This is a genomic window from Blastopirellula sp. J2-11 (assembly GCF_024584705.1).
GTDB lineage: Bacteria > Planctomycetota > Planctomycetia > Pirellulales > Pirellulaceae > Blastopirellula.
In genome coordinates this window covers 908,512-922,349 of sequence record NZ_CP097384.1, presented here as the reverse complement: position 1 = coordinate 922,349, position 13,838 = coordinate 908,512, and the positions used below count along the sequence as shown (strand labels likewise).

The 13,838-nt window shown below is 57.5% G+C and carries 11 protein-coding genes; 5 read left to right on the top strand and 6 right to left on the bottom strand.

What is annotated here, in order from left to right; genetic code table 11:
- Window positions 1-207 precede the first annotated feature (207 nt).
- Window positions 208-1,758 carry a UxaA family hydrolase gene (locus M4951_RS03860; protein WP_262025170.1) on the top strand — a complete coding sequence of 517 codons (1,551 nt, stop codon included), beginning with the start codon at window positions 208-210 and terminating at the stop codon, window positions 1,756-1,758.
- A gap of 100 nt (window positions 1,759-1,858) precedes the next feature.
- On the top strand, window positions 1,859-3,793 hold the full coding sequence (locus M4951_RS03855) for a tetratricopeptide repeat protein (RefSeq protein ID WP_262025169.1): 1,935 nt from the start codon (window positions 1,859-1,861) through the stop codon (window positions 3,791-3,793).
- An 11-nt stretch (window positions 3,794-3,804) separates the two neighbouring features.
- On the opposite strand, the gene M4951_RS03850 is transcribed toward M4951_RS03855, so the two are convergent.
- Genes M4951_RS03850 through M4951_RS03840 form a run of 3 tightly spaced genes read right to left on the bottom strand, consistent with a single transcriptional unit; the run spans window position 3,805 to window position 6,088 of the window.
- Window positions 3,805-4,593, bottom strand: a complete 789-nt coding sequence (locus M4951_RS03850; RefSeq protein ID WP_262025168.1) for an endonuclease/exonuclease/phosphatase family protein — start codon at window positions 4,591-4,593, stop codon at window positions 3,805-3,807.
- A 60-nt stretch (window positions 4,594-4,653) separates the two neighbouring features.
- Window positions 4,654-5,082, bottom strand: a complete 429-nt coding sequence (locus tag M4951_RS03845) for a hypothetical protein (protein ID WP_262025167.1) — start codon at window positions 5,080-5,082, stop codon at window positions 4,654-4,656.
- A gap of 46 nt (window positions 5,083-5,128) precedes the next feature.
- Window positions 5,129-6,088, bottom strand: a complete 960-nt coding sequence (locus M4951_RS03840; protein ID WP_262025166.1) for a DUF1559 domain-containing protein — start codon at window positions 6,086-6,088, stop codon at window positions 5,129-5,131.
- 238 nt (window positions 6,089-6,326) lie between these two features.
- Here M4951_RS03840 and M4951_RS03835 point away from each other — a divergent pair, with 238 nt between their 5' ends.
- From M4951_RS03835 to M4951_RS03825, 3 genes are all read left to right on the top strand, one after another.
- On the top strand, window positions 6,327-6,890 hold the full coding sequence (locus tag M4951_RS03835; protein WP_262025165.1) for a sigma-70 family RNA polymerase sigma factor: 564 nt from the start codon (window positions 6,327-6,329) through the stop codon (window positions 6,888-6,890).
- Window position 6,891: 1 nt separating this feature from the next.
- Entirely contained in the window at window positions 6,892-8,067 is a 1,176-nt protein-coding gene (locus M4951_RS03830; protein ID WP_262025164.1) for a hypothetical protein, read from the top strand.
- A gap of 192 nt (window positions 8,068-8,259) precedes the next feature.
- Complete coding sequence (locus tag M4951_RS03825; RefSeq protein ID WP_262025163.1) at window positions 8,260-9,030, top strand: DUF1080 domain-containing protein; 771 nt, start codon at window positions 8,260-8,262, stop codon at window positions 9,028-9,030.
- Between the two features lie 92 nt (window positions 9,031-9,122).
- Here M4951_RS03825 and M4951_RS03820 read toward each other — a convergent pair whose 3' ends face one another.
- From M4951_RS03820 to M4951_RS03810, 3 genes are all read right to left on the bottom strand, one after another.
- Complete coding sequence (locus M4951_RS03820; protein WP_262025162.1) at window positions 9,123-9,611, bottom strand: hypothetical protein; 489 nt, start codon at window positions 9,609-9,611, stop codon at window positions 9,123-9,125.
- Between the two features lie 88 nt (window positions 9,612-9,699).
- Window positions 9,700-10,998 carry a DUF1501 domain-containing protein gene (locus tag M4951_RS03815; RefSeq protein ID WP_262025161.1) on the bottom strand — a complete coding sequence of 433 codons (1,299 nt, stop codon included), beginning with the start codon at window positions 10,996-10,998 and terminating at the stop codon, window positions 9,700-9,702.
- 62 nt (window positions 10,999-11,060) lie between these two features.
- On the bottom strand, window positions 11,061-13,835 hold the full coding sequence (locus tag M4951_RS03810) for a DUF1549 and DUF1553 domain-containing protein (protein ID WP_262025160.1): 2,775 nt from the start codon (window positions 13,833-13,835) through the stop codon (window positions 11,061-11,063).
- Window positions 13,836-13,838 lie beyond the last annotated feature (3 nt).

The window sequence follows — 13,838 nt, the reverse complement described above, 5'->3', positions numbered from 1 at the left end:
TTGAGAAGGGCGGCCGGTGGATCCCTGCTGCTCGGGAGCAATAACTACAATCGGCCCCGATCGCCTCAGAGTAAACGGATCATTTTAGGGAGCTTCGCCCGACGTGTCAAAGGGATCACGGCGCGGCCCACGGGAATGATTGCCGACAGCCGTCATCAGCTGTAAGCTTCTTGCACCACTCGATTTACGCCTATCCGAGCCCGTATTATGCCCCCTGCCCCACCTAGCGTTATCCAACTTCATGCGGCTGACAACGTCGCTGTGGCGGCCAAAACACTGGCTCGCGGCGAGGATTTCTCAGGCGGCAGTCGCACAATCAAGGCCGCCGCCGAGGTTCGTTTTGGTCACAAGATCGCTCTCACTTCGATTGCAGCAGACGAGCCGGTCCATAAATATGGCCAAGTAATCGGCTATGCGACCCGCGTCATTTCGCCCGGCGAGCATGTCCACAGCCACAATTTGCATCTGGGCGAGTTGCATCTTGATTACGCTTCGGCAAGCGAACCCCCTGCGCCGCCGGCGCCGATCACCGGGCGAACCTTCGATGGATACCTGCGGGCCGACGGACGAGCGGGAACGCGCAACTACATTGCGGTGATTTCGACGGTCAATTGCTCGGCCAGCGTCGCCAAGTATGTCGCGCATGCGTTTGATCCGCGGCGATTGGCCGATTTTCCGAATATCGACGGGGTCATCCCATTCACGCATCAAAGCGGTTGCGGCATGCAGTTTGGCGGTGACGCGCATACGACGCTCAATCGCGTGATGGCCGGCATCGCGCGGCACCCCAACATCGGCGGCTATCTGCTGATCGGACTGGGCTGCGAAACCGGCGCGATGGGCTACTTGGTGCAGCAAGAGCGGTTGGTCCAACTTGACAGTTCGGCCGATCAGCCGACGGGCGCTCCCCTGATCCTTTCGATGCAAGATCAAGGAGGAACCGCCAAAACGATCGAAGCAGGCGTCGCTCGGCTGGTCGAAATGCTGCCGCGCGTCAACGATGTTCGCCGGCAGCCGATTGCGGCCAGTGAAATCGTCTTGGCGACCGAATGCGGCGGCAGCGACGCTTACTCGGGCGTCACCGCCAATCCGGCGGTCGGCGCCGCGGCCGATCGGATTGTCGCTGCGGGGGGAATTTCGCTGCTGGCCGAGACGCCTGAGATTTTTGGCGCCGAGCATCTGCTGACGCGCCGCGCGATCAACGTCGCCGTCGCCGACAAATTGATCGAGCGGATCGAATGGTGGAAACGTTACGTCGGGATGTTTGGGGCGCAACTCGACAACAATCCGTCTCCCGGCAACAAAGAAGGGGGTCTGACCACGATCGCTGAAAAGTCGCTGGGCGCCGTCGCCAAAGCCGGCGGAACCGCACTGGTCGACGTACTGCAATACGCCGAGGCGCCAACCGCACGCGGGTTGATGGTGATGGATACGCCGGGCTACGATCCGGCCAGCGTCACCGGCATGGTCGCCGGAGGAGCGAACGTGGTGGTCTTCACGACGGGTCGCGGCAGTTGTTTTGGCTGCAAGCCAACACCGTCGATCAAGATCGCCACCAATACGCCGATGTACGAACGGATGGTGGACGACATGGACATCAACGCAGGCGAAGTCCTACATGGCGTCTCGGTCGATGCGATGGGCGCGAAGATCTTTGAAGAAATCTTGGCGGTCGCCAGCGGCAAGCCGACAAAAAGTGAAGCACTCGGAATCGGCGAAGAAGAATTTGTGCCGTGGCTGGTCGGTCCGACGCTTTGAAACGCCGCCGCTCTTTACAGTTTCTTCATAAGATCTGAACGCTCGGGGACGAAACTAAACGGTTTCGATACTCGCTGGCCGCCGTCCGTTAGATCGCTGAATGCCCCCCAGTCACGCTCATTCGCCGCCGCTGTATCGCTTGCATCGTTTCTGGATCGGGCTGATTCTTGTCCTGGGCGTTATCTTCTACGCCAACAGTTTTCGTGGCGCGCTGGTCTTTGATGACGACATGATGATCGTCGGCGCGAGCAGAATGGCGAACGCTCCGCTCGCCGCCTGGGTGCGACCAGGTCCGCGAACCGTCGGCGCCGCGACTTTTGGCCTGAACTACTTGGCCGGCGGCGTCAACACGTTCGGCTATCACCTGGTGAATCTTGTGATTCATCTCAGCGCTGCGACCCTCCTCTATTGGCTGCTCTGGCGAACCTTTCAGTCGCCGCGACTTGCAGCGCGATACGGGCCGGCGGCGATTCCCCTGGCCGGCGTGATCGCGCTCATTTGGACCTTGCATCCACTGCAAACGCAGAGCGTGACTTACATCGTACAGCGTTATGAGTCGCTGATGGGGCTCTTCTTTTTGTTGACGCTGGCTTGCTTCATCCGCGGCGTTGACAGCGGCCAACGAAGCTGGTTGATCGCGTCGCTCGGCTGCTGCATGCTCGGCATGGGAACCAAAGAAGTGATGGTCGCTGCGCCGATCATGGTGCTGTGGTATGACCGCGTTTTTCTTGCCGAAAGTTGGCGCGAATTATGGCGCAAACGGCGGGGCTATTATGCCTGCTATTTGCTCGTGATTGGCGCGTTAATTGGCTTCATCGCTGCGCAGTGGAGTTGGATCTCGAAACGAGGTTCTTTGTTTCACGACCATATGTCGCCGCTAGTCTATGCGATGAATCAAGGCCCCGTGATCTTGCATTACATCCGCTTGGCGTTTTGGCCCCAAGGACAAAACATCGACTATGGTTGGGCGGCGTCGGACAATCTCTACTCGCTTTATGCGGCCGATCTCGTGATGCTGGTCTTGCTGATCCTCGTGATCTGGTCGATCTGGAAAGCCCCAGCGCTTGGTTTTCTCGGCGGCTGGTTCTTTGTGATCTTGGCTCCTTCCTCGAGCTTTGCACCGATCATCGATCTCGCGTTTGAGCATCGCATGTATCTTCCGCTCCTCTCTTTAGCGGTGCTGGCGGTGGTCGGCGGATACGAGTTGATTGTTCGATTTGCGCCGCCGCTGCAACAGACGAAGATCGCCGGCGCCGCGGCCGCGGTGATCCTCCTTTCGCTCGGCGTCACAACGGCGCTGCGGAACGAAGTTTACGATTCGCCGATGTCGCTCTGGAGCGACGTCGTGCGTAAGTCGCCGGACAACTGGCGCGGCTATACGAATGTCGGCAAACAATATGTTCTGCAGCAAAATCAGCCGCAGGCCTACGCCTTCTTTTTCAAGGCCTATCAGCTGAAGCCGCTTGATCATCGCGTGTTAAGCAACTACGCGTCGATTCTGGAAACGTACCAGCCGAACCCCACGCTATCGGAGCTTTGTTACCAACGCGCTATCGCGGACAACCCTGACTTTGTTGACGCTCGCTTCAACTACGGCATGTTTCTGTTCGAATCCAATCGATTGGGCGAAGCCAAAGAACAATTGCAGATCGCGTATCGCAAGGCTCCCCACCTTCCGGCCTTGCCTGTCACGCTTGCCGCCATCGCGTTGCAGGAAGAAGATCGCGCCGCAGCTCAAGCATACTTAGAGCAAGAGTTAGCGAAAAATCCTCGCAACGCGAAGGCGCATCAGTTGCTGGGAAACTGCCTGGAACAACGCGACGATCACCGCGCCGTGGTCCATTATCTGACCGCGATCCACTTGAATCCGAGATACGTCGAAGCCCATAACAATCTGGCCGACGTATTCGTACGGCTCGGGCGTTATGATCTAGCGCAAACGCATCTACAAGCGGCGCTCACGCTCGAACCTCAAAACAAGACGGTGCAGCGCAATCTGGCCGCCGTCAAACAAGCGCTGGCGACGCCTCCCTGAAAACGGCGCAGCTAGCGCATCGACGGCAGAAGCTCTACCAAGATCGGACGATGATCGGAAGCAACCGCTTCTTCCAAGACGCGAACAGCGCCAACTTGAAAGCGCCCCATCGGCCGATAACCGACAAAGTCGATCTGCCGCTCCGGCTTGGCGACCGGAAACGTCGGCTTCTCCATCACATTCGCCAACGCCCAATGCTCTTGAAATTTCTTCAGCACGGCGCTCTCCAGCGTCGCATTGAAGTCACCGCCGATGATCGTCACTTGCTCTCTTTCGCCAACTAGCTGACGCAGGAAATCGATCGACGCCAGACGATCGGCTTCACCAGTGCGATGATCCAGATGCGTCGCCAAAATGAGGATCGTTTCATCTTCGGTCGTCGACGGAACTTGCACCGTCGCGCTCAGAACGCCGCGCGTCTCGCCGTTGGTCAAATTAGGCAGAGAGTAATTCTTCACTTCGCGCAAGGGAAACCGAGACAGGATCGCATTGCCATAGTCTCCTTTCCCCAATCGCAAGTTTCCCCCGAAAGCGACCTCCATGCCGGTCAGCTTTCCCAACTCGGCCGCCTGATCAACATTTCCAGTCCGAGCGGTATTGCGATCCACCTCTTGCAGCAGCACCAGGTGAGGCGCGGCCGACTTGATTACATCGGCGATGCGCGGCAAGTCAAGCTTGCCGTCGACTCCTTCACCATGATGAATGTTGTAGGAGAGAATTCGGAGCGGTTCTGGCTTCGCGGCCAATGCGGTAGTTACGCACAACAGCGACAACAGGGTCGCCAGCAAATTTCGAGTCACAGGAAGAGAACTTTCAAGGCAGGCTTCATCGGATACGGATCGCGTGAGCAGGTGGGACAATTATCGCTCGGCGATCAATTGAATATCATTGATCCCGGCGACAACCGCAACGCGCCAAGGGCTCGTTCCTTCGTCCCAGTATTTACCGGGGACCAACTTCGCGGATGTGGATTCATTCTTTTTGGGAGTACGACGTTGCCCGGCAAGCGACTCCGGGACCTCTTCGTCATAGGACTTCGGTACGAGAAAAGCGACATATTCTCCCGGTGGAAGTCGCTTTTCGGCCGCAAACGCTCCATCCGAGTGCAGATCAGCCGCGACGGCTGCGCCGGTCTTCATGCTCATGAGGACGACACGCGCATTTCCCGCGACCGGTTGGCCATGGAACTGCAACGCCCCCTGAACAATTCCTTCCGGCTGCGCTTCTCCACATCCCCCACTGAGAGCAAGTAGGGTTGAAATCAAAATAAAAGCGACGAACGGCTTCACGATTGGTTCCTTGCGACTGCAGCGCGATCGAGACAGGGGAAAACGATTAATATTCCTCGAAGACTTCGCCATCATTGCGAACAGCCAAACGCTTGAGCGTCTCGAGGCTGATCGTATCGGAGATAAAACGCGTGCTGCCGTCAGTCAGCAACATGTTGACGCCGCCGGGGTGAAACGAGTTGAGTACGGTGTTGTGCCGGTACTGATAACTGTTGCCCGGGGTGATGATGTCGTAGTTGGGGTTGTAGCGAACGGTTGTTGTTCCGGCGAACCAAACCTGGTTGCACGTGGACGTGCCGGCGGTGTCCTTGCTGCTGGCTCCGTGCCAACCGCCGCGATAGTTGGCGGTTAGCTCTTGGTTGTCGATCAGTCCTGACTGTTCGGCCAGCAACATCGTATTGGACGTTCCGTCGGTCGCGTCACGTAATTTGGTCGCCTGATTGGTCAGCAGCATCCCATTGTTCGCGAACCAACCGTAGCCGCAGTCCATATACCCAACCAACGGCTGCGTATCGGAAGGCGCTCCTCCCGAAATGCCGACGTAGCTGATATTCATCGCTTTTTCATCATTACGGCCATGCGGATTCGAGAAGGGATCGAGGGCGCTGGACGGACAGATCAAACCCGGCACGATCAGCTCACGAAGAATTTCGTTGCCAGTGAGATTATCCCCTTCAAACCGCCCAGCGAAGTTCAGTTGATCGTGCAGCGAAGACTGTTCGATAAAGGGTAAGACGAGCACGCGCCAGTTTGCGCCGTCATATTTACCAGAGGCGCTCATGCCGTAGTTGCCCGGCGGCATCGAGCTGAACGTGTCATGATAGTTGTGCAGCGCCAAGCCTAGCTGCTTGATCTGGTTGTTGCAGGAAATCCGCCGAACCGCTTCACGCGCCTGCTGGACCGCCGGCAACAACAGCGCAATCAACACGCCGATGATCGCAATCACGACCAACAGCTCCACCAGCGTGAACCCGCGGCGCAGTTGAAAACCAAATTCCCGACGCATAATAGACCTTCTTCAAACTATGTTATGATGAAACCGAATGCAGCCCTGGCTGACAACCGCCAAAGCGTTGGCACATGTGAATATCGCGGCGACCCTCATTTCGTTAGCAGTTTCGCGTTGAAATTCATCAAACCTGAACAATTCAGCCAACTGGGGAAACCAAGCCGCCCCAAATAGTGATCGCGGGAAATGGGGACACGATCCGCTTTTTGACTCCTCTATTGGCATATTTGCGTCCATGAACCAACCCGCCGAAAATTCGCCCCCCTCTAGCGCTATGACGCCGGCGCAGTCGCGAGAGCTTCTGGCGCGCAGTTGGGTCAAAGCGCAGCCCTCGGTCCTGGCGTTTGTGATTGCTTCGGCGCCGCAGTTCACCGACGCCGAGGATCTGCTGCAAGAGGTTGCCGCCGAAGTCGCAATTCGCTTTGACGAGTACGATGTCAGCCGACCATTTCTGCCTTGGGCTCTTTGGGTCGCTAAGATCAAGATCGCCGATTTCTATCGCGGCAAGAAACGGGAAAAGCTGGTCTTTGTCGGGGAAGCGATGGACGCGTTGGTTGAAGCCTGCACGCGCGTGCAAGACTTGATGAACGAGGAGCAACAAGCGTTAAACGAATGTCTGGGTGCGACGACGGGACGTTCCCGCGAATTGCTGACGATGCGCTATGCGCAGGATATGAAGCCGCGGCAAATTGCGGCCAAGCTCGGCATGTCGGCCGCGGCGGTGCGTGTGACATTATCGCGAGTCCGGACGGCGCTGTCGGATTGCGTCAACCAGCGTCTCGGAAGGACTGCGTCGTAAGATGGAATCGCGGCGAGCGATGGAACTGATCGATGCGCACCTCGACGGCGAAACGCTGAGCGACGCCGATGCAGCCGCGTTGACCGAATGGATTAAACAAAACGAAAAGCAGGCCGACGACGCGTTCCGCCGCATCTTCCTACATTCGTACTTGCGGCAACGGATCCAGACGCTTGGCTTGTTACCGTCGATCGAAGGCGAAACGACGCAGCCGAATCTACGGCAGCTTGACGGCGGCTTTGATTCGCCAGCGCCTCCCACTCGCGCCTATCGGTTCACTCCTACAATTGTCGTCTTGATCTTCTTGGCTGCGATTTTAGGGGGACTGATGCTACCCTCGGTCAACTCGCTGCCCCGCACTAGGCGATCGGCGCCGTTCGCCTATGAAGGTTTTGATTATGCGCCGTATGACGCTCCGGTCGTCGAAAATGAATGGCCGACCGAAGGTGGACTCGACGGAATGAACGGCGGCTTAGGATTCTCCGGCGCGTGGGTCGAATCGGGCAATCTGGTTTCGCTGATCGAGGCCAATCCTTCAGATCATCCTTGGACTCCCCATGACATGCGGCAGTTTGGCATGCTCGGCTACTCCGACCGCTTTGGCGGCATCTTGGCCAGCAGCGGCAATCAATTGCGGACCAGCGCCGGGCCGCAGTCGATTACGAGTCGCCGGTTGGATGTCACAGCAGCCCCCGCAAGCCTGCTGGATGGGGATGCGATAGGTGCGGACGGCAGTTCGCTCTGGATCAGCTTTTTGACCCAGTCATTTGATAGCAGCGGCGACGGTCGGTACGCCTATTTGCAATTGGGCCAGAACAATACCGGACTAAGAATCGGCAAATTGCGAACCGCTCCCAGCGGAAACTGGTCAGTTGCCGCGGTCACCGATGGCGCCGAACTCAATTTGCGCTCCAGCGACAAACCTTCCGGCGAAGGGGTTTTGATTGTCGCCCGAATCGACTTTCGTCCCGGCGCCGAACAAGCGACCATCTGGATCAACCCCGATTTGAATCAGCCGCCGGACGACGCTCAATCAACGTTGCGATTGCCGACTCCCGACTTTCGTCTCGATCAGATTTCGATCGCCGGCCGTTACTCGACCGACTTTGACGAGATCCGGCTAGGCGCCAATTTTCGGGATGTCACGCCGATTGCCGAAAAGCCGGCGTCGCCGTAGCCGATATCGGCAGATCAAGTCGACAATAACCGCTCGCTCGCATGCGAAAAGCGGACCGATCAGACGGATCCCAGCCGTCCGGCGAGACGATGCCGATTGGATCGACTATAGTTGAACTGGATCGACTCCGATCTCTTTCGCCTAAACTCAGACTCACCCCCGATCCCCCATCTCGATAAGAAAGCGACCCACATGAAAGCTCTCGCACTTGGATTGACGCTGCTGGTGGCCAGCGCCGCCGTAGCCGAAGAAGGCAAATGGCGTCCCCTGTTCAACGGCAAAAATCTGGAAGGTTGGACGCCCAAGATTCGCTATCACGAAGCCGGCGACAACTATGGCGATACCTTTCGCGTCGAAAATGGCGTGTTAAAGGTCGGATATGACGCCGAAAAGTATCCGGAGTTCAACGAAACTTTCGGACACCTTTTCTTCGACGAGCCTTTCTCCAACTATCGCCTGCGCGTCGAATACCGCTTTGTCGGCGATCAATGCAAAGGCGGCCCCGGCTGGGCGTTCCGCAATAGCGGGATCATGATCCACGGCGAGTCGCCCGAGACGATGGGAAAAGATCAAGACTTTCCCGCATCGATCGAAGTGCAACTGCTGGGCGGCAACGGCACTGCCAAACGGTCCACCGCCAACTTGTGCACGCCGGGGACCAACGTTGTGATGAAGGGCAACTTGTTCATGCCTCACTGCACTAGCAGCAGCAGCGACACCTTTCACGGCGATCAGTGGGTCACCTGCGAAGTGGAAGTGCACGGCAACGGCGTGATCAAACATTTCGTCAACGGCGAGCTCGTCCTGGAGTACGAAAAGTCGCAGCTTGACGCTCGCGACGCACACGCGAAAAGCCTGGCGAAAGATGGCGACCTGATGCTCAGCGGCGGCACGATCTCGCTGCAATCAGAAAGCCATCCTTGCGAGTTTCGCAAGGTGGAGATCATGGAGCTGGAAGAATAAGCTTTTGGCTGTGACGAGCAAAGATAACAAAAACGCCGACGGATGATAAACCGTCGGCGTTTTCTGTGGATGTACAGCAAGCCAAGCGCAGCTTACTTCGCGACTTTTTTCTTCTTGGCGGGCTTCTCTTTGATGCCGGCGGCTTCTTTTTGCTCGGGCGTCAAAATTCCGATCAGCTTGGTGCGGACGACGGCGGTTAAGGAAGCGAGTTCCTTTTGCGCTGCTTGCTGCTGGCTCGAAAGGTTGACCTTGCCGCTGACAAACTCACGCGCGTCTTTGCCTTTCAGGCCTTTGTCTTTGACTTCCTGCATCGCGGTCTTGCGCGCCGCTTTTTGATCATCGGTCAGTCCAACCGCTTTATTGGCTTCGGCCAGTTTGTCGCCAAATTCCTTCTTCAGCGCGGCGACTTGCTCTTTCTGACTGTCGGTCAGTTCGACCTTCTTTAGCACAGCGAACACGCCGGCGTTGGCGGCGCCTTTGGCCTTCTTCGCTTTTTTCTCGGGCTTATCGGCGGCCATCACCGGCAACGCGATCAAAGCGACAAAAGTCAAAATCAACAGCTGACGAACAACATTCTTCATCGGGGGGTCTCCACCTAAGAAAAGAAACCGAGCGACTCGCTCGACGCGTTGTCGAATTCAGAGCACGCCAGGCATGGTTAAGCGAATCTTAAGCAAACAACTTTTCAATCACATTGCCATCGCGAACCAGCGTGATCGGACGACCGCTGCTGGTGTGATACTCTTTGGCGTGATCGATGCCGAGCGCGTGATAGAACGACGCGGCGACGTCATCGGGACGGATGCCATGTCCGTCAGCAGGCGCCGCCCCTTTTTCATCGCTGGCGCCGATCACCTGACCGCCGCGAACTCCGCCGCCGGCCATCAGCATGGTCATGCAACGCGGATAGTGGTCGCGACCGCCGTTGGCGTTGATCTTCGGCGTACGGCCAAATTCGCCGGTCACAAAGACCGCCGTTTGATCGAGCAATCCCCGCTCGGCCAAGCCGCCGTACAGCGCGGCAAGGCCATTGTCGAGCGGCGGCAGTTGCTTCTCTTTCAAGCGCGTGAAGCCGTCGACATGCGTGTCCCAACCGCCGTTGGTGATGGTGACGAAACGAACCCCAGCTTCGACCAGGCGAATCGCCAGCAAGCAGCTCATGCTGAAGCTGTCCGCTTCAAACGCTTTGGCGAAGGCTGGCGATTCTTTACTCACGTCAAACGCTTCGCGAGCCTTCTTCGAGGTGATGATCGCATGCGCTTGTTGGCTGAACTGATCGAGACCTTCCAGCAACTGATCGTCTGACTCATAGCCGCGGAACTTGCGATCGAGCGACGTGAGCAAATCTTGTCGCCGGTTCACCTCTTCGATGGTTAGTCCGCCGCTCAAACTGACGCCGCGCACCGCGTACGGTGCGCCTGCCTTTGGCGTCGAATTCGTGTTGAGCGACGCATATTTGACGCCGAGGAAGCCCGACGAATGCGAGCCGCGGGGAATCGCGACATTCGGCGGCAAATCAACCGGCGCCGTCAGTTCTTTGGCGACGACCGAACCGTAGGCGGGATAGGTGAGCGACGCGATCGGCCGCGTACCGGTATTGACGTATTCCGAACCAAGTCGATGCGCGGCCAACGTGTGCGACACGCCTCGCAGGATGCAAAATTTGTCGGCTTGCTTGGCCAGCTTCGGCAGATGTTCACTGATCAGCATGCCGGGAACGTTGGTTTCGATCGGCTTAAAATCACCGCGGAACTCACTCGCCGCATCTGGCTTCAAGTCAAACGTATCGAGATGCGTCGGTCCGCCGGTCAGGTCGATAAAAATGCCCGCTTTGGCGTTCTTATCGGCGACTTCGCCGGCGCTGGAGAGTTGCAGATAGCCCGAAAGGCTGAGTCCTACTCCGCCCATCAGACCAATTTTCATCACGTCGCGGCGCCGCATTCCGTCACAAGTTCGGTGAATCGCCATATCCCAAGTCTCCGTAAAAATGATCGCAGCGCTGTCGGCGCCGGAGGGAAGCGTGTATTCAATTAGTGATTAACGATGAACTCTTTGGTGTTGACCAACGCCCACATCAAATCGCGAATGCTGTCGACCGGATCGCCGACTTCTTGGAAGTGGCGCTGGGCGAGCGTCTGCTCTTCCTGATCGGGCCAACGGCTGAGCGTGCGCAAATAGGCTTCTTCCACCAGCGAATGAATATCGGTCGGCGTCGACTTTTCGGCGGAGGGAAGTTTCTGTCGACGAAGCTGTCGTTCCAGCGTTTCTAACCGCGAGCGAGCCGCGGCCAATTTTTTGGCGGCCTGTCGGATCGCCTCGGGCTTGGCGTTGCTCTGACGCATCCGCGCCAACTTTTTCTGGCCGTTGCTGATCAGTTCGCGTCCTTGCTCGACGCGACGCTCCAGTTGTTTGTCGACATCCGGATTGCCGTTGATCTGCTTCGATAATTCGGCGATCCAGCCGCCGTTATCGGTCAGACGCTTCAACACTTCCGAATCGTTTTGCAGATAAACGGTCTGCAGCAGACTCGCTTCCATCGAGCGGTCACATTCGCAGTTGCTCTCGCGTGTCGAACGACCGAAGACTTGCAACGCATACTGGGCGTTACGCGACTTGCCTTGCGGCGATGTGCCGGGGATCGACATGGCGCGATCTTCGAGGGTCGCCGCATAGTTCTCTAACGTTTTGTCGTTGGTCGTCGCTTGGGTCACGATGTCGTAAGCGACTTCAGCCGGCAGACGACGTGGAATCGCGCGGCTGAAGTTGCGGAAGTCCATTCGATTCGTGTCGTTGGGCAACCAGGTTCGCTGGTAGGTGTCGCTGGAGGTGATCTCGCGATGGAGCCACTTCATGTCGTAACCGTTTTTGATAAAGCCGGCGGCCAGATAATCGAGCAGCGGACCATTCGACGGCGGATTGCCCAGGCTCAGGTCATCGACCGGATCCACAATCCCCACATTGAAGTAAGCGGCCCAAACGCGATTCACGATCGCTTTGGCGAAATAGGGATTCGTTTCGCCGCCGAGCCATTTCATCAGCGGCGCGCGAATATCTTCCACCTTCGACAAGTCAACTTCGGTCTCGCCCAGGATGTTGGCCATCATGTCAGGCTTCGGCATGTCTTTATTTCGCTTGCCGCGTTTAGGCTGGCGGAAGATAGCGGCCGTGGGGAGCAATTCGACTTCGGGAAAGGGAACCGTGCTCCCTTGCTGCAGTTTCTTGGCGATATTGCGGCGTACCTCGCCGCCGTTCTTTCCGGTAACGTCCAGCTCTTTGAGGAGCGCCGTGTATTCTTCAAACGAAGCGTCGTTGCGTCGCGGTTGACGCGTGAAGCGAGCTTGGGCGAAGAAGGTTTTAAAGTCGTCAAAGTCTTGTTTTGACCAGACGTCAAACGGATGCTTATGGCATTGAGCGCACTGAATCCGAATCCCCATGAAAGTATAGGCGAAACCGATGGCGCGATCTTCCGGCGTACGGAAATTGAGCCGCGCCCAATAGTGGGTCAACGTGTCGCGATCGGCGAACGATTCGTTCTTGCGATAGAGATCGCTCATCTCTTCGCAATACTCACGGTACGAATCGCCCGGCTCGCGGCTGCGAGCCATGATGATGCCGGTCGCCAGTTCGTCGTACGGCATGTTTTGTTCAACACGGCGATAGATCCAGTCGTACCATTCCTGGCTCGGTCCCAGCCGGACCGGCGAAACGTTGTTCAACTGCTGATCGTTGTTGCCGGTGATATCGCACAACAGCGTCGTCCATTTGGCGACATAGGCGGTCGTATCGAGCAATTCGTTGATCTTCGCCTGGCGTTTGCTGGGATCTTTGTCGGCGACGAACGCGCGAACTTCATCCGGCGTCGGCAACGTGCCGGCGATGTCGAGATTGACCCGACGCAGGAATTCTTCGTCTGCGGCGACCGGCGAAGGCGTGATCCCCAGCTTGCGAAGTTTGCCGACGACCAGCTCATCAATTTTGGTCGTCGTGGCGATATCCGGATACTTGGCGCCCACCAAATCGGTCAGGGGTCGCAAAACCGGCACCGAGATCACCGCTTTGTCGTAGGCGACAATGACATGCGTGTCCCCTTTTTCACCGGCGCTGATCACGCCGTCGCCGTCGACCGCGGCGATTTCGCCGTCATTGGTCGTGTAACGGCAGAGCGGCGTGACATCTTCACGCGAACCATCGGCCCACACGGCGACCGCTTTCAGTTGTACGTTTTCGGGGTCGACGCCAAACAGCACTTCGGCCGGAGTCACTTCCAGGCGTTCCAGCTTGGCGACTTCGTCTTTGTCAAACTTGGCGCCGGCGGCGATCCAATTTTTGAAGACGCGATGCTCCCAGCTCCCTAGCTTGTAGCGTTCCCCTCCTTCATGGGCGAACTCGTCGGTCGGCTTGGCGATAATCAAGCTTTCGTCGATCGCGTCGACGTTGACCCGGGGCTCCTCCCCTTTGGTCATCGCGTCATGATCGGCTTGAAAGTCGTAACCGAAGAGAGACAACTGGAAGCCGCCGCGGCCTTGAAACGAACCATGGCAAGAGCGGCCGTTGCAGCCCAAGCGGCTCATGAGCGGAATCACATGACGCTGAAAGTTGGGGACCTCGTCAATCGCTTCGTCAGCAAAACGCTGATCGAGCGTCGGCAGATCGGCGCCGCTGAGGCTGGTCACGGTGAAGCAACAGAACCCAGCGACCAGCAACATCCCCAGGGGCAACATCCCCCAGGGGGCGAGCAAACGGTGCGTCATCGAAAACTCCTTGTTCGATTCGGTCGAACCGGCATAAGTCAGAAAGGCGTGCATCGA

Coding starts and splice junctions, on each gene's coding strand:
- M4951_RS03860 (WP_262025170.1), top strand. CDS start 208: ATGCCCCCTGCCCCACCTAGCGTTATCCAACTTCATGCGGCTGACAAC.
- M4951_RS03855 (WP_262025169.1), top strand. CDS start 1,859: ATGCCCCCCAGTCACGCTCATTCGCCGCCGCTGTATCGCTTGCATCGT.
- M4951_RS03840 (WP_262025166.1), bottom strand. CDS start 6,088: ATGCGTCGGGAATTTGGTTTTCAACTGCGCCGCGGGTTCACGCTGGTG.
- M4951_RS03835 (WP_262025165.1), top strand. CDS start 6,327: ATGAACCAACCCGCCGAAAATTCGCCCCCCTCTAGCGCTATGACGCCG.
- M4951_RS03830 (WP_262025164.1), top strand. CDS start 6,892: ATGGAATCGCGGCGAGCGATGGAACTGATCGATGCGCACCTCGACGGC.
- M4951_RS03825 (WP_262025163.1), top strand. CDS start 8,260: ATGAAAGCTCTCGCACTTGGATTGACGCTGCTGGTGGCCAGCGCCGCC.
- M4951_RS03820 (WP_262025162.1), bottom strand. CDS start 9,611: ATGAAGAATGTTGTTCGTCAGCTGTTGATTTTGACTTTTGTCGCTTTG.
- M4951_RS03815 (WP_262025161.1), bottom strand. CDS start 10,998: ATGGCGATTCACCGAACTTGTGACGGAATGCGGCGCCGCGACGTGATG.
- M4951_RS03810 (WP_262025160.1), bottom strand. CDS start 13,835: ATGCACGCCTTTCTGACTTATGCCGGTTCGACCGAATCGAACAAGGAG.